Annotated in this window: 18 protein-coding genes; 15 read left to right on the top strand and 3 right to left on the bottom strand. The window is 39.1% G+C overall.

The genetic code is table 11. The features are described from left to right. Nucleotides 1–18 precede the first annotated feature (18 nt). The 6 genes from spoVAC to lysA all read left to right on the top strand — a co-directional run bounded on the left by spoVAC (nt 19) and on the right by lysA (nt 5368). On the top strand, nt 19–480 hold the full coding sequence (gene spoVAC, locus JNUCC25_RS22025; RefSeq protein WP_025750442.1) for a stage V sporulation protein AC: 462 nt from the start codon (nt 19–21) through the stop codon (nt 478–480). A gap of 13 nt (nt 481–493) precedes the next feature. After that, nucleotides 494–1525: a stage V sporulation protein AD gene (gene spoVAD, locus JNUCC25_RS22020; RefSeq protein WP_013084932.1), complete on the top strand. Its 1032-nt coding sequence runs from the start codon at nt 494–496 to the stop codon at nt 1523–1525. Beyond that, nucleotides 1513–1863 (top strand): stage V sporulation protein AE, encoded by a 351-nt coding sequence (gene spoVAE, locus JNUCC25_RS22015; RefSeq protein ID WP_013059069.1) that lies wholly within the window; start codon nt 1513–1515, stop codon nt 1861–1863. The genes spoVAD and spoVAE overlap by 13 nt, the downstream gene beginning before the upstream one ends. A 6-nt stretch (nt 1864–1869) precedes the next feature. Then, the gene (locus tag JNUCC25_RS22010; RefSeq protein WP_035438735.1) at nt 1870–2436 is read left to right on the top strand and encodes a stage V sporulation protein AE; all 567 of its coding nucleotides are present in this window, start codon (nt 1870–1872) and stop codon (nt 2434–2436) included. Next, on the top strand, nt 2429–3910 hold the full coding sequence (locus tag JNUCC25_RS22005) for a spore germination protein (RefSeq protein ID WP_029320320.1): 1482 nt from the start codon (nt 2429–2431) through the stop codon (nt 3908–3910). The genes JNUCC25_RS22010 and JNUCC25_RS22005 overlap by 8 nt, the downstream gene beginning before the upstream one ends. A gap of 138 nt (nt 3911–4048) precedes the next feature. After that, nucleotides 4049–5368 carry a diaminopimelate decarboxylase gene (lysA, locus tag JNUCC25_RS22000; protein WP_454222469.1) on the top strand — a complete coding sequence of 440 codons (1320 nt, stop codon included), beginning with the start codon at nt 4049–4051 and terminating at the stop codon, nt 5366–5368. 48 nt (nt 5369–5416) lie between these two features. Here the strand turns inward: lysA and JNUCC25_RS21995 are convergent, their stop codons facing one another. Continuing rightward, nucleotides 5417–6292, bottom strand: coding sequence for a DUF1002 domain-containing protein (locus JNUCC25_RS21995; RefSeq protein WP_013059065.1), 876 nt, complete (start codon nt 6290–6292; stop codon nt 5417–5419). Between the two features lie 388 nt (nt 6293–6680). Here JNUCC25_RS21995 and JNUCC25_RS21990 point away from each other — a divergent pair, with 388 nt between their 5' ends. After that, nucleotides 6681–7115 (top strand): peptidylprolyl isomerase, encoded by a 435-nt coding sequence (locus JNUCC25_RS21990; RefSeq protein ID WP_013059064.1) that lies wholly within the window; start codon nt 6681–6683, stop codon nt 7113–7115. Between the two features lie 244 nt (nt 7116–7359). Continuing rightward, on the top strand, nt 7360–7713 hold the full coding sequence (locus JNUCC25_RS21985) for a GNAT family N-acetyltransferase (protein ID WP_013059063.1): 354 nt from the start codon (nt 7360–7362) through the stop codon (nt 7711–7713). Nucleotides 7714–7788: 75 nt separating this feature from the next. On the opposite strand, the gene JNUCC25_RS21980 is transcribed toward JNUCC25_RS21985, so the two are convergent. Continuing rightward, nucleotides 7789–8310 carry a DUF309 domain-containing protein gene (locus tag JNUCC25_RS21980; protein ID WP_098288282.1) on the bottom strand — a complete coding sequence of 174 codons (522 nt, stop codon included), beginning with the start codon at nt 8308–8310 and terminating at the stop codon, nt 7789–7791. Between the two features lie 132 nt (nt 8311–8442). Beyond that, nucleotides 8443–8541 carry a YjcZ family sporulation protein gene (locus tag JNUCC25_RS21975; protein WP_170836726.1) on the bottom strand — a complete coding sequence of 33 codons (99 nt, stop codon included), beginning with the start codon at nt 8539–8541 and terminating at the stop codon, nt 8443–8445. 198 nt (nt 8542–8739) lie between these two features. Here JNUCC25_RS21975 and JNUCC25_RS21970 point away from each other — a divergent pair, with 198 nt between their 5' ends. The 7 genes from JNUCC25_RS21970 (at nt 8740) to resA (ending at nt 13983) form a co-directional block, all read left to right on the top strand. Next, a complete protein-coding gene (locus tag JNUCC25_RS21970; protein ID WP_013059060.1) occupies nt 8740–9495 on the top strand; it encodes a segregation/condensation protein A in 756 nt (251 codons plus the stop codon). Next, nucleotides 9492–10064, top strand: a complete 573-nt coding sequence (scpB, locus tag JNUCC25_RS21965; protein ID WP_013059059.1) for an SMC-Scp complex subunit ScpB — start codon at nt 9492–9494, stop codon at nt 10062–10064. Before JNUCC25_RS21970 ends, scpB begins: the two co-directional genes overlap by 4 nt. Before the next feature lie 118 nt (nt 10065–10182). Continuing rightward, nucleotides 10183–11331, top strand: a complete 1149-nt coding sequence (locus JNUCC25_RS21960; protein WP_029320329.1) for a D-alanyl-D-alanine carboxypeptidase family protein — start codon at nt 10183–10185, stop codon at nt 11329–11331. Further along, the gene (locus JNUCC25_RS21955; RefSeq protein ID WP_013059057.1) at nt 11324–11923 is read left to right on the top strand and encodes a nucleoside recognition domain-containing protein; all 600 of its coding nucleotides are present in this window, start codon (nt 11324–11326) and stop codon (nt 11921–11923) included. Before JNUCC25_RS21960 ends, JNUCC25_RS21955 begins: the two co-directional genes overlap by 8 nt. Further along, a complete protein-coding gene (locus JNUCC25_RS21950; protein ID WP_013059056.1) occupies nt 11920–12453 on the top strand; it encodes a spore maturation protein in 534 nt (177 codons plus the stop codon). The genes JNUCC25_RS21955 and JNUCC25_RS21950 overlap by 4 nt, the downstream gene beginning before the upstream one ends. Nucleotides 12454–12539: 86 nt before the next feature. Beyond that, complete coding sequence (locus JNUCC25_RS21945) at nt 12540–13265, top strand: pseudouridine synthase (protein ID WP_013059055.1); 726 nt, start codon at nt 12540–12542, stop codon at nt 13263–13265. A 196-nt stretch (nt 13266–13461) separates the two neighbouring features. Beyond that, nucleotides 13462–13983, top strand: coding sequence for a thiol-disulfide oxidoreductase ResA (gene resA, locus JNUCC25_RS21940; RefSeq protein ID WP_013059054.1), 522 nt, complete (start codon nt 13462–13464; stop codon nt 13981–13983).

Below are 13983 nucleotides of genomic sequence, written 5' to 3'. Positions count from 1 at the left end.
GAAAAGGATGTATGTAACATGGCAAATAATCAAAAATTAAAAGATAACTATCAAGAAAGCATTAAACCATTTCAGCCTAAACCTTCATATGTGGCAAATTGCCTAAAAGCCTTTTTGGTAGGGGGAATCATTTGTACATTAGGACAGGCAATTCAAAATTTCTATATTGCATTTTTTGACTTTAATGAAAAAAATGCAGGCAATCCTACCGTTGCAACCCTTATTTTAATATCTGCGCTTTTAACCGGGTTTGGGATATACGATCGTATTGGTCAATTCGCAGGTGCAGGTTCAGCTGTTCCTGTTACGGGTTTTGCCAATTCCATGACGAGTGCAGCGCTTGAACATCGAAGTGAAGGGATTGTTCTTGGAATTGCGACGAACATGTTCAAACTGGCCGGAAACGTCATTGTATTTGGAACGGTTTCGGCTTACGTTGTAGGAATCATTCGCTACCTTTTTAAAACTTATTTGCTATGAAAAGAGGGGGATTATGAGAAAAACTGGAAAGCAAACGTGGGTTTATGAAAATCCTATTTATATTAATGCCACAGGAACAGCTGTAGGACCAAAAGAAGCAGATGGACCGTTAGGTGAAACATTTGATATTACACATAAAGATTTGCACTGTGAAGAAGATAACTGGGAGTTGGCTGAAAGAAGGCTTATGACGGAGTCTATTGATTCCTGCTTGCAAAAAATAAATTTATCCTATGAAGACGTTGATTTGTTTTTGGCTGGAGATTTATTAAATCAAAACGTAACGGCTAATTTTGTAGCCCGGCATAACCAAATTCCATTTCTATGCATGTTTGGCGCTTGCTCCACATCAATGGAAACGCTCGCAACGGGAGCAGCTCTTGTAGATGCAGGGTTTGCTAATCGTGTTATTGCATCAGCGAGCAGTCATAACGCAACGGCTGAGCGCCAATTTCGAAATCCTACCGAGTACGGAGGACAAAAACCAGATACAGCAACGGCAACCATTACGGGAGCAGGGGCAGCGCTGGTCTCGAAAGAAAAAGGTATTGTCCGTCTCACGTCTGCAACGATTGGTCGGGTAATGGATTACGGGATTAAAAATGCAAACGACATGGGTTCTGCTATGGCACCAGCTGCTGCAGATACCATTCAAAGACATTTGGAAGACTTAAACGTTGCTCCAAGCGAGTATGATCTTATTTTAACAGGAGATTTATCTGGTGTAGGAAGTCCAATCTTAAAACAGCTGCTCAAGGACGAAGGCTACGATATATCAACCAATCATAATGATTGCGGATTAATGGTATATCGCCCTGATCAAAATGTATTTGCAGGAGGAAGCGGCTGCGGCTGCTCGGCTATTGTCACGTATGGGCATATTTTAAATGAATTAAAATCAGGAAACTTAAAGAAAGTGTTTATGGTGGCAACAGGAGCTCTTTTAAGTCCAACGATGATTCAGCAAAAAGAGTCAATTCCAACAATTGCTCATGGCGTCGTCTTAGAACATATTGGGGAGGGGGATGATCAATGGAGTATGTAATAGCTTTTGCTGTAGGAGGAATCATTTGCGTTATTGGGCAGCTGCTGCTTGATCTTGCTAAGCTTACTCCAGCGCATGTTATGAGTTCGTTTGTAGTTGCAGGAGCGATTTTAGATGGATTTGGTCTTTATGATAAGTTAATTGAATTTGCTGGCGCCGGAGCGACGGTTCCAATTACAAGCTTTGGTCATTCTTTGCTGCACGGAGCGATGAAGCAAGCGGATGACCATGGATTTATCGGGATTGGGATTGGGATTTTTGAACTTACCTCGGCTGGAATTTCAGCAGCTATTTTATTTGCTTTTATTATCGCGTTAATCTTTAAACCGAAAGGATAAAAGATTATGAAAAAAAGAAGGATCATTATTGTAACCGATGGTGATGAATATGCTCGCAAAGCAATTGAGCATGTAGCTAAATCAGTTGGTGGCAGATGCATTTCGAGGTCATATGGAAACCCTACTACGTTAACAGGCAGTCAAACGGTAGATTTAATTCTTCAAGCACCATATGATCCCGTCTTTGTGATGTTTGACGATAGCGGTTTCTTAGAGGAAGGACCTGGGGAAATTGCTTTGCTGCATGTAGCAAAGCATCCTCAAGTAGAAGTTCTTGGAGTGATTGCCGTTGCATCACGTACTCATCAAAGCGAATGGACAAGAGTGGATGTGACCATCGATCGTTTTGGAGAAATATCGCATTATGGCGTGGATAAAAGCGGAATTCAAGAGTTAGAAGTCGGACGAATTAATGGAGATACAGTTTACTGCTTGGATCAGCTCGATATTCCCTTAGTTGTAGGAATAGGGGATATCGGCAAAATGGCTAGGATGGACGATATTGAAATTGGATGTCCTATTACAGAAAAAGCAGCAAGACTTATTTTAGAAAGGAGCGGTTCGTTTGGGTAAGCCAGCAGAGCAGAAAACAGCTATTTTTTCAAAAGTGCAAAAAAACGATCAGTGGTTCAAAGAAAACGCTAGTATGAACACAAGTTTTGATGTGGGCGTGCGTAAATTACTTATTTTGGATCGAGAAGTTCATGTTTACTATGTAACAGGATTATGCGACAGTTCATTTATTATTGAAATTACAAAAGTGCTCGTTCAAATTAATGATAATGAAGTTGAACGAGCGAAGCTAAAAGATATTGTTGAAAACCGTCTTATTCATCAGCAAGTAAAGCCTTTAAAAACGCTGGATGATGGAATGGTTTCTGTTTTATCAGGACTGTTATTCGTTTTAATTGACGGTGAAGAAGTTGGCTTTGAAGTCGATGTGCGTACGTATCCCGGCAGATCGCCTGAAGAAGCGGATACAGAGAAAGTGATTCGCGGAGCAAGAGATGGATACACTGAAAACATCATTATCAATACAGCGTTAACGAGAAGACGAATCCGTGACGGAAGATTTCGTTTTGAAATTATGAAGGTAGGCGAACGTTCGAAACTGGACGTAGCGATTGGGTACATAAAGGGGGTAGCTGATCCAGGACTGGTTAAACTGATAAAAGATGAACTGGAAGCTATCGATGTAGATGGTTTGCCTATGGCTGACAAATCCATTGAAGAGTTTTTAGTCAAACAAGGAATTAATCCTTTTCCAATGGTACGCTATACAGAACGTCCGGACACAGCAGCAGCTCATGTACTAGAGGGGCATGTCATTATTATTACCGATACATCACCAAGCGTTATTATTACACCAACTACGCTGTTTCATCACGTGCAGCATGCAGAAGAATACAGGCAGTCTCCTTCTGTAGGTACCTTTATCCGCTGGATACGGTTTTTAGGAATTCTTGCGTCTCTTTTCTTATTGCCGCTATGGCTGTTATTTGTACTTGAGCCAGATCTGCTGCCGGCAAAATTGCAGTTTATTGGGCCAAACGAAGCAACAAATATTCCGACAGTTATCCAGATTTTCTTAGCCGATCTAGGGGTTGAGTTCCTGAGGATGGCCGCCATTCATACGCCGACACCGCTTGCTACTGCTATGGGTTTAATTGCTGCAGCACTCATTGGACAGATTGCCATTGATGTAGGATTGTTTGTTCCGGAAGTTATTCTTTATGTAGCTATTGCGTCCATTGGTTCTTTTTCAACGCCAAGCTATGAGTTAGCAGTGGCAAATAAGATGCTGAGATTGTTTTTATTAATTTTTGTTGCGGCATTTCATACTCCAGGATTCCTTATTGCGACAACGGCTATCATTCTCTACATGGTACGTCTAAAATCATTGAATACGCCTTATTTGTGGCCGTTTCTTCCATTTAATCCGCAGGCTTTATGGCAGATTATCATTCGCACACCGGTTCCTGGAGCAAATCCGCGACCTAGTATTGTGCATCCGCAGGATAAAGACCGCCAGCCTGCAAAACCTTAAACAAAATAGGTGGTTGAAACCTGTATGAAGATGTGATAGATTTGTTTTAAATATGGAAAATAATAAATATTTAGACAGTTAGCAGCGAATTGCCGTTAACTGTCTTTTTTACACTATACACAGGAACGGGGTCTAAACATGTTTTTACACGGAACAAGTCGCATAAATAAGCAGGGTCATCTTGAAATTGGTGGAGTTGATACGGTTGAATTAGCATCAAATTTTGGGACACCCCTTTACGTATATGACGTGGCTTTAATTCGGCAGCGTGCTAGAGGATTTAAAGAAACATTTGAAAAGCATGGGGTAAAAGCACAGGTCGCTTATGCAAGCAAAGCTTTTTCTACAATTGCCATGGTCCAAGTCGTTCATGAAGAAGGTCTTTCGTTAGACGTTGTTTCGGGAGGAGAACTGTATACGGCTCTAGCAGCTGACTTTCCGAAAGAACGGATTCATTTTCATGGAAACAATAAAAGCCGAGCAGAACTAGAAATGGCCATCACAGAAGATGTAGGATGCATTGTAGTTGATAATTTTTATGAAATTGCATTGCTTCAGGAAATAACGGAACAGTATCCAAAAAAGATGCCTGTTCTTCTCAGATTAACACCCGGAATTGAAGCTCATACACATGATTATATCTTGACAGGGCAGGAAGACTCGAAGTTTGGGTTTGATCTTCAAAACGGTCAAGCAGACGAAGCTGTGCGTCTTGTGCAAAATAGCAAGGGGCTAGAACTTTTAGGTATTCACTGTCATATAGGATCTCAAATTTTTGAAACAACCGGATTTATTATGGCGACTCAAAAGCTTTTTGCAAAAATGAAAGAGTGGAAACAACGTATAGAATTTGTTCCGCAAGTATTAAATTTAGGCGGCGGCTTTGGCATTCGATATACGGAAGAAGATCAGCCTATTCCTGTTTCGCAGTATGTGGAAGTTATTATAGAAGAGGTCAAAAAGCAGTCTAAACAGTTAGAGGTAGAAATCCCTGAAATTTGGATTGAGCCCGGCCGCTCTCTTGTAGGAGATGCTGGAACGACTCTGTATTCAATTGGTTCTCGTAAGCATGTACCTAATGTACGTGAATATGTAGCCATTGATGGAGGAATGAACGACAATATCCGTCCTGCGCTGTATCAAGCGAAATATGAAGCGGTCATTGCCAATCGAATGAATGATGAGAGTGATGAGCTTGTATCTATTGCGGGTAAGTGCTGCGAATCGGGGGATATGCTGATGTGGGATGTACACCTTCCAAAAGCAAAACCAGATGATTTATTAGCGATGTTTTGTACAGGCGCATACGGTTATTCTATGGCAAGTCACTATAACCGTTTGCCAAAGCCAGCTGTCGTGTTCGTAGAAGAGGGAGAAGCACAGCTAGTCGTAAAACGCGAAACGTATGAAGACATTGTAAAAAATGACGTGAAATACAAAGTGACGGTAAAAAAGTAACGAGTGATTAACGTAAAAAAAGAGCCTCTTGTTCAAGAGGCTCTTTTTTTATGAGAATAACGATTTAATAGCATTAATAATATCAACAAAGAATTGCTTTAATTTATCAAGAAATGATTGGCCTTCTTCTGACTGAAGAAATGTTGTTACTTTTTCCTTTGTCGCAGAAAGTTGGTCTTTTACTTGATTCCAATCGATGTTCATATCTTTTAAACGATTGAAAAAGTCAACAAGTGTATTAAGCTCTGAATCTGTTAATTTAATACCTAAATCATCAGCCACTCGCTGAATTAACGTGCGTAAATCGTCCTTTGTTTGAGGATTTTCTTTGGCAATTTCTTCTTTAATCGTTGCCATAAACTGCGCTGCTTTTTCTTTACCGATTTTTTCACCAAGCTCAGATGTCTGGACCATCTCTTCATTGGCTGCTTTTTTTACTTCTTCTGGGATTTTTTGATCTGTTTGAACTTCATATGCTTTCATAATACCTGTTAAAGCAGCTGTACCAGATACTTCAAATGGAGCGGTAATCTGGATTTTTGCATCTTTAACGCCGGCGGTCATCAAAGCATTAATATACATGTCGTCTGTAATACCATTAATATTTTGAGTTGATACGCTTAAACCTGAATCTTTTGAACCAAGGGTAATACTAGAAGATGAAATAGCACGAGATCCAATAGTAGCCTTTGGAATAAAGTCACCTAAATATTCATGCTCTTCTTGGTTTGTCACGGTTACTGTTTGAGCATTGCTTGGCGCATCAAGGTCATTTAATACCTGTTGCTTCTGAGAGCTGGTTAAGTCCTGACCTAATGTAATAATAACATCGCCCGGAGCCGCATCTGCAAAACTTTTTAAGGGTGCGGTTAGGAATAGAAGAAGACCTAATGTCACCATCATTGCTTTTATCGTTAATTTCAAACCTTTTTCCTCCTTTAATCCCATACTTGCCCTATTATAATACGGACAGGTCTGAAGTAACAGAGTCAATTCATCATTTTCCCATAAATCAGTCTAGAGGCGTAGATTTCTATATGAAATGAAATCTATGTATCTCCATCACTGTATTAGACGGATGATACTATAAAAAGTTTCATCTCACAACTACTATTTTTTATTTAGAGCCCTACGAGAAGAAAGTGAAAAAGTGCATTCATTGAATTCATGAGCTTGTTTGTAGTAGAATAGAGTGAGTTTATAAATGTAAGTGTTCTACTCTAGGTGGCACTTGCAATTTTTACGTTTTGCCGCTTTGATAGGGAAAACAGAGTCTATAGCGGTACTAATACATATATTGGAGGTCATTTATATGAAAAAAGCAAGTATTCTAATGGAAAATGGCGAAAAAATTCTAATCGATTTATTTCCGAACGAAGCACCAGGAACAGTAGAAAACTTTGAAAAGTTAGCTAATGAAGGATTCTACAACGGCGTAACGTTCCACCGCGTTATCCCTGGATTTGTTTCTCAAGGAGGAGACCCAACTGGTACAGGTGCTGGCGGCCCTGGCTACTCAATTAAATGTGAAACAGAAGGAAACCCTCACAAACACGAAGCGGGTTCTCTATCAATGGCACATGCTGGTAAAGACACAGGCGGCAGTCAGTTCTTTCTTGTTCATGAGCCACAGCCTCATTTGAACGGTGTTCACACTGTATTTGGAAAAGTAACAGAAGGACTTGATACAGTGTTAAAAATGAAAAATGGCGACGTAATGAAAGAAGTAAAAGTCTGGGAAGAATAAGAGCATACTGCTATAAATGGATATTAGCTAATAAAACGTCATAACAACCTTTTACAGGGGGTTACGGCGTTTTTTCTTCGCGCAACAGCTCAAAAAGCGTAATAGATTAGGTTTCTCATACAAGCATGACATAGGACAAGCTTTTGTGTAATATTGCTATTTACTTATAAATTTTGTATGATAAAAGCAGTAAAAAACGCAGCGCATTAATTTGTAGGAAAGTTTGAGGACGAGGGAGAATCGTATGCTTATTCGCTATAAACGAAACTATGAAAAAATTGCCATGGGTCTTCTATCGTTTGTACCTACGGAAAAAGATTTAAAAAAACTTCAACAAACGATGAAAGAATATGAGCAAAACGAACATTGGCAGCTGTATCTTTGGAAGCAAGAAGAAGATATTATTGGGATTGTTGGCATTTCCATGCTCGATAAAAGTTTGATTGAGGTTCAACACGTCAGTGTAAACCCTTCACACCGCCAACAGGGCATTGGCAAAAAAATGATTAAAGCTCTTAAAGAAATGTATACGACTGCACAAATTAAGCCGAGTGAAATCATCGCTCCGTTTTATGAAAAGTGTCAGGCGGATGAATAAAGAAAAGCATGATTAGGTGAGGTGCGAAAGCTTCTTTCACATCTTAGTCATCATAAAACAACAGGTAGCTAGAAGCTACCTGTTGTTTTGTTTTGCCAATAAGTTCGCTTGTCTTTCCGCAATCACATCTGACCGATCTCGCGTGCTGTGACGATGAACAATCGCATCATTTTGCAGATTAGAAGCTGATAACCAGACAAGCTGTTTATCAGTGCTTCTTTGTTTGCAAGCTCGTAATAATGCTGGATCTTCAATGGGCAAGTTAATACTTTTATATGGCTGATAGGTATCGATTAAAGCTAATTGTTTGCGAAGAAGTTTAAGCAGTGAAGGATAATTAAGTCCAAGCTGTGCAATATTTTTTTCTTCCTTCGTTAAAATTGCCAGCGCCTTTTGCATCGTTCTTTTGGCTCCGGCGAAATTTTGGCGTCGATGATGATAGAGTGAAACAGCAATTTGAATAAGGCCAACCCAAATAATATTGCGGTGTCCTCTTTCGTCTTTTTTCCAGTGTTCTTCTAGCAGTTCATGACATTCAAAGTAATCCCGGTCGCCATGAAAATGAACTAAATAATCAATATAGGCTTGTGAATACAATCTTGTTCCCTCCTGGTAAGACTCTATATGTAGTGTATCACAAAAATTAGCTATTCATCAGCGCGGTGCCTTTAAAGAGACAAACGTGCTCAAGGTATGGCGAACACGTTTGTTTTTATTCAATATGTGTGGTTAGAAGCGTAAGCAAGAACAACCAACAATAATTAATAAAATAAACAGTACAACAATTAAAGCGAAACCGCTACCGTATCCACAAGATTTTTCACCCATGCGAGTTCCTCCTTCAGCCATTTCAAAATCTTATTACCTTGACATCATATGTATATTTAAACTTTTTGTATGGGCAAATGACCTATTTTTACGTTAATTTGTATTGGACATGTGTCTATAATCCTCTATACTAATGATAGTAACGTTATATAAAGCAGCAGAAATGATAAGCAATTGAAAAGTGTTGGTGAGATAAAAGTGGAGTATAGTGTAAAAGTAGATGCGTTTGAAGGACCTTTAGATCTTCTTCTGCATTTGATTAACCGATTTGAAATTGATATTTACGATATCCCAGTAGCGACAATTACTGAGCAATATATGATGTTTATACATACAATGAATGAGCTTCAGCTAGACGTTGCCAGTGAGTATCTAGTCATGGCAGCAACTTTGCTTCAAATTAAAAGTAAAATGCTTCTGCCTACGTATGAAGAAGATATGGATGAAATTGAAATGGTCGATGAAGAAGATCCGCGTGAAGAATTGATGCAGCGCTTAATTGAATATCGAAAGTTTAAAGAAGCGGCGGTAGAGCTTCAAAAGCTGGAAGAAGACCAAAGTCATGTGTATACAAAACCTCCAAGTAATGTGCAAATAAATGCAGAAGAACGTACGCAGCCTCAGGATGAAGGATTGGATATATCACTGTATGATATGCTAAGTGCTTTTCAAAAGTTGATGAAACGAAAGCAAAACAAAAAGCCTATGCAGACGAAAATAGCAAGGCAAGACATTCCAATTGATAAGCGCATGAGTGAAATTGTGAACGAATTAAAAGCCTTTAAAGGGAAAAAAAGTTTTTATCAGCTGTTTCCTTATCAAGAGCGTGATCATATTGTTGTAACGTTTTTAGCTGTGCTGGAATTAATGAAAGAAAATGAAATCGTTGTGGAACAGCAGCACAATCTAGACGAGCTTTATGTATCGTATCGAGAAAGGAATGAAGAGGAATGACAACGAATAATCTACAGGCTATTATTGAGAGCTTACTTTTTGTTTCTGGTGATGAAGGTCTATCCATTAGCCGGTTAGCTGAGATTATAGAAAAGCCTCATGAAGACATTCAAGGTGCTTTGGAGAGCTTAGAGCAAGAGTGTAAGTTCAGAGGAGTTACACTTGTTGAAATAGGAGGGGCCTATCAGCTTGTCACAAAAAAAGAGTATGCACCATATATTGAGAAGCTCGTAGAAGCTCCCGCTAATCAATCATTATCACAAGCAGCGCTTGAAACGTTAGCTATTGTAGCGTATAAGCAGCCAATTACAAGAGCTGAAATCGAAGAGATTCGCGGAGTGAAAACGGAAAGACCTCTTCAAACTTTAATTGGAAAGGTTTTATTAAAAGAAGTGGGACGAGCGGAAGGCGCAGGGCGGGCCATCTTATACGGAACGACAAAAGAATTTTTAGGCTATTTTGGCCTTAAAAGTATCGAAGAGCTGCCGCCGCTTCCAGAAGATTTATTACAAGAAGGAACCGATCAAGAAGCAGATTTGTTTTTTCAATCGTTTCAAGAAATGAAGTGAAAATGTAAAAGAACATAGAGTTTTTTCTATGTTCTTTTTTGTATGGACAAATCTTTTCATTCATAACCAAAAAAGACGAGCATAAACTTGTACAAACAGGTAGAGGGACGGGGATGACATGAAAAGAAGCAAAAAAAGTATCATCTATCTATTTATTGTATTGCTATGTCTCAGCGGTTGGCCTTCCACATCATCTGCAGCGGGGAGCGTAAGTGCTCATAGTGCTATTTTGATGGAACAGAAATCAGGGAGAGTGTTATATGCTAAAAATGCAGATCAAGTTAGCCGAATTGCTAGCATTACAAAAATTATGACAGCAATACTGGCGATTGAATCTGGCAAAATAAATAAAACAGTTACCGTGAGCCACAGCGCAGTTGGTGTTGAAGGTTCTTCTGTGTATTTAGTTGAAGGTGAAAAAATAAAATTAAAAGATTTAGTATATGGCTTGATGCTTCGTTCAGGTAATGATGCTGCTGTAGCTATCGCAGAAGCCGTTGGAGGAAGCGAAGATGGATTTGTTTATTTGATGAATAAAAAAGCAGAAGAAATTGGCATGACAAATACAACATTTCAAAATCCGCATGGATTAGACGATCATGAAAATCATCGCTCAACCGCGCACGATATGGCTCTGCTCATGCGCTATGCAATGAATAATAAAATTTTCAAAGAGATTTCAGGAACAAAAGTCTATCGAATGAAGCATCCTGAAGAGAAATGGGATCGAGTGTGGAAAAACAAAAATAAACTGCTGACAACACTGTATGCATACTGTACTGGCGGAAAAACAGGGTATACAAAATTAGCAAAACGAACGCTTGTGACAACTGCTACAAAAGATGGAATGGATTTAATTGCTGTAACGATCAATGCCCCAGATGATTGGAACGATCACATTTCCATGTATGAAAATGCATTTGATAAATATGATATGACCAGTTTAGCTGCAAAAGGAGAATTGGCAGATATAAAGGATTCTTTCTATAAAGATCAGTTGTATATTAAACGAAATGTCGTCTATCCTCTCACAAAGAAAGAACAAAGCTCTGTAGAAGTGAAAACAACGTTAATTCAGCCTAAAAAGCAGTGGAAAGAAACAGGGGAAGTTCCAAATGTGGTAGGAAAGCTCGATATTTATAGAAGTGGAGAGACGATTGACAGTGTTCCAATTTATTTCGAAAAGCAGTCCGAGCAGCAAAAAGGTTTTTTTGATAAAGTGAAGCGATTAATGTTTATTCAGTCTGGAGCCAAAACAGATGGTTAATATTATTTGGATGCTGCTGACCATTATCGGAATTGTTTTTGCGATTATAAATGGGAAAATTGGTGATGTAAACAAAGCAATTTTTCAAGGAGCAGGCGAAGCAGTGACCATCAGCATTGGGTTAATCAGCGTGCTGGTCTTTTGGTTAGGGATGATGAATATTGCTCAAAGTGCAGGGCTTCTCGACAAGTTAGCGAAACTGTTTCGACCCATCATTACAAGACTTTTCCCTGATGTTCCAAAAGATCATCCGGCCTTAGGGTACATATTGTCCAATATGATGGCGAATATGTTTGGACTCGGGAATGCGGCAACTCCTCTTGGCATTAAAGCGATGGAGCAGCTTAAAAAGCTAAACGGCGATAGAGACGAAGCAAGCCGTTCTATGATCACACTTTTAGCACTTAACACAACCAGTTTAACACTTATACCAACCACAGTTATTGCAATTCGAATTACGTATAACTCGGCTAATCCTACTGAAATTGTCGGTACCACACTTTTAGCAACTGTTGTAGCTACGATAGGAGCTATCATCATTGATCGCTTCTTTTATTATCGACGTACACGAAAAGGAGGAAAACGAAAATGACTATGCTTAATCAAGTATCATTGATGTTTATTCCTCTTATCGTAGGATGCATTTTACTTTATGGAACCTATAAAAAAATTCCTACGTATGAAAAGTTTGTAGAGGGAGGGAAAGACGGATTACAAATTGCTTTTTCCATCATTCCTTACTTAGTCGGCATGTTAGTGAGCATCTCTATTTTTCGAGCTTCAGGAGCCCTTGATTTTTTCTTGTCTATTTTAAAACCTATGCTGCAAGCAGTCGGCGTTCCGGCTGAAATTGTACCTTTAGCTCTTATCAAACCGATATCTGGAACGGCTGCTCTTGGTATCACGACGGATCTAATTTCTACATACGGACCTGATTCTTTTATCGGTCGTTTGGCATCGACCATGCAGGGAAGTACAGATACCACATTTTATATTTTAACGGTTTATTTCGGAGCGGTTGGCATTAAAAAAATGGGAGATGCGCTGAAGGTTGGCTTACTGGCAGATTTGGTAGGAATTATTGCCTCAGTTGTCATTGTAATCCTTGTGTTTGGCCGGTAAGAAATCGAAAATTCTACCTCTGAGTGGCAAATAGACTTGTGTATTACTTCGTAAACAAGTAAGATGTTACAAGAGGTGAAGTGTTAATGGAACGATTACAAAAAGTGATTGCTCACGCAGGTGTAGCATCAAGACGTAAAGCAGAAGAATTAATCGGCCAAGGCCGAGTGAAAGTAAATGGAAAAGTTGTAAGAGAATTGGGCACGAAAGTAGGTCCTAACGATAAAATTGAAGTAGACGAAGTGCCGGTAGAAAGCGAAGCGCCCGTTTATTTTATGTTATACAAACCAAGAGGCGTAATTTCAGCTGCTAACGACGACAAGGGAAGAAAAACAGTCGTTGACTTCTTTCCACATGTAGAAGAAAGAATTTATCCAATTGGACGTCTAGACTATGATACGTCGGGTTTACTTCTTTTAACAAACGACGGTGAATTTGCTAATCAGCTAATGCACCCTAAATTTGAAGTGGATAAAGTTTATGTGGCTAAAATTAAAGGAATTCCAAGTCGTGAAAAAATCAGACAGCTGCAGCGCGGTGTGATGCTAGAGGACGGAAAAACAGCACCAGCTCGTGCAAAAGTTCTTTCTATTGATAAAAGCAAGCAGACGGCGATTGTGGAATTGACGATTCATGAAGGGAAAAATCGTCAAGTACGTCGCATGTTCGATGCAATTGGGCATTCTGTCTTAAAATTAAAACGTGAACGCTACGGACCTTTAGATTTACGCGGATTAAATGCAGGCGAAGCTCGTGAGCTTACAGCGCATGAAGTCAAACAATTATATTCAATGTCTCAAACAGGTAAGTAATTTTCACTTACCTGTTTTTTTATGAAAAATGTCGTGAATTAGAAAAACAAGCAAGGTTTTTTGAAAAAATGTCGAACTTGTAGAATGAGAGGAAGACTTCACAGAAACGTCGAAATATTATTGGAAAGCCACTACCACAAAAATGATATAATGATAGAAAAAAGCGTATTGAAAGCGGTTAAAAGGAGTTCGTGCCATGAAAAAAAAGCGCTTGATTATTCGAACAGTTATATTGGCAGTTTTGCTGTGCGCGGTTGGATATACCCTTTATGCTCAATTTTTTGCTGATAAACAAAAGGTATCAGTAGGAGATAAGGCACCTGACTTTATATTAAGAGATGTTAATGGAGAAACTCATCAGCTATCAGATTACAAAGGCAAAGGAGTTTTTTTGAATTTTTGGGGAACATGGTGCAAGCCCTGTAAACAAGAGATGCCGGCTATGGAGAAGCAGTATGCATCATATAAAAAGCAAGGTGTTGAAATTCTAGCTGTTAACGTTGCAGAAACGAATATAGCAGTAGAGCAATTTGCTAAACAATATGAGCTATCTTTTCCGATTTTGATGGATAAAGATTCACAAGTTTTGGGTGCATACGGAATAGATCCTCTGCCGACTACATTTTTAATTGATAAAAACGGAAAGATTGTAGACAGTTTTATTGGGGGATTGGAAGAATCTAAAATAAAAGAATATATGGAAGAAATTAAACCATAG

The organism is Priestia sp. JNUCC 25, from assembly GCF_053667915.1.
The sequence above is the reverse complement of the archived record's forward strand: the minus strand, read 5'-3'. Positions and strand labels throughout refer to the sequence as shown.

What these genes read in the sequence shown, in the direction of transcription:
- JNUCC25_RS22010 (WP_035438735.1), top strand. Translation starts at nt 1,870, where the DNA reads ATGAAAAAAAGAAGGATCATTATTGTAACCGATGGTGATGAATATGCT.
- spoVAD (WP_013084932.1), top strand. Translation starts at nt 494, where the DNA reads ATGAGAAAAACTGGAAAGCAAACGTGGGTTTATGAAAATCCTATTTAT.
- JNUCC25_RS21950 (WP_013059056.1), top strand. Translation starts at nt 11,920, where the DNA reads ATGACTATGCTTAATCAAGTATCATTGATGTTTATTCCTCTTATCGTA.
- spoVAC (WP_025750442.1), top strand. Translation starts at nt 19, where the DNA reads ATGGCAAATAATCAAAAATTAAAAGATAACTATCAAGAAAGCATTAAA.
- spoVAE (WP_013059069.1), top strand. Translation starts at nt 1,513, where the DNA reads ATGGAGTATGTAATAGCTTTTGCTGTAGGAGGAATCATTTGCGTTATT.
- scpB (WP_013059059.1), top strand. Translation starts at nt 9,492, where the DNA reads ATGACAACGAATAATCTACAGGCTATTATTGAGAGCTTACTTTTTGTT.
- JNUCC25_RS21960 (WP_029320329.1), top strand. Translation starts at nt 10,183, where the DNA reads ATGAAAAGAAGCAAAAAAAGTATCATCTATCTATTTATTGTATTGCTA.
- JNUCC25_RS21955 (WP_013059057.1), top strand. Translation starts at nt 11,324, where the DNA reads ATGGTTAATATTATTTGGATGCTGCTGACCATTATCGGAATTGTTTTT.
- resA (WP_013059054.1), top strand. Translation starts at nt 13,462, where the DNA reads ATGAAAAAAAAGCGCTTGATTATTCGAACAGTTATATTGGCAGTTTTG.
- JNUCC25_RS21990 (WP_013059064.1), top strand. Translation starts at nt 6,681, where the DNA reads ATGAAAAAAGCAAGTATTCTAATGGAAAATGGCGAAAAAATTCTAATC.
- JNUCC25_RS21985 (WP_013059063.1), top strand. Translation starts at nt 7,360, where the DNA reads ATGCTTATTCGCTATAAACGAAACTATGAAAAAATTGCCATGGGTCTT.
- JNUCC25_RS21975 (WP_170836726.1), bottom strand. Translation starts at nt 8,541, where the DNA reads ATGGGTGAAAAATCTTGTGGATACGGTAGCGGTTTCGCTTTAATTGTT.
- lysA (WP_454222469.1), top strand. Translation starts at nt 4,049, where the DNA reads ATGTTTTTACACGGAACAAGTCGCATAAATAAGCAGGGTCATCTTGAA.
- JNUCC25_RS21945 (WP_013059055.1), top strand. Translation starts at nt 12,540, where the DNA reads ATGGAACGATTACAAAAAGTGATTGCTCACGCAGGTGTAGCATCAAGA.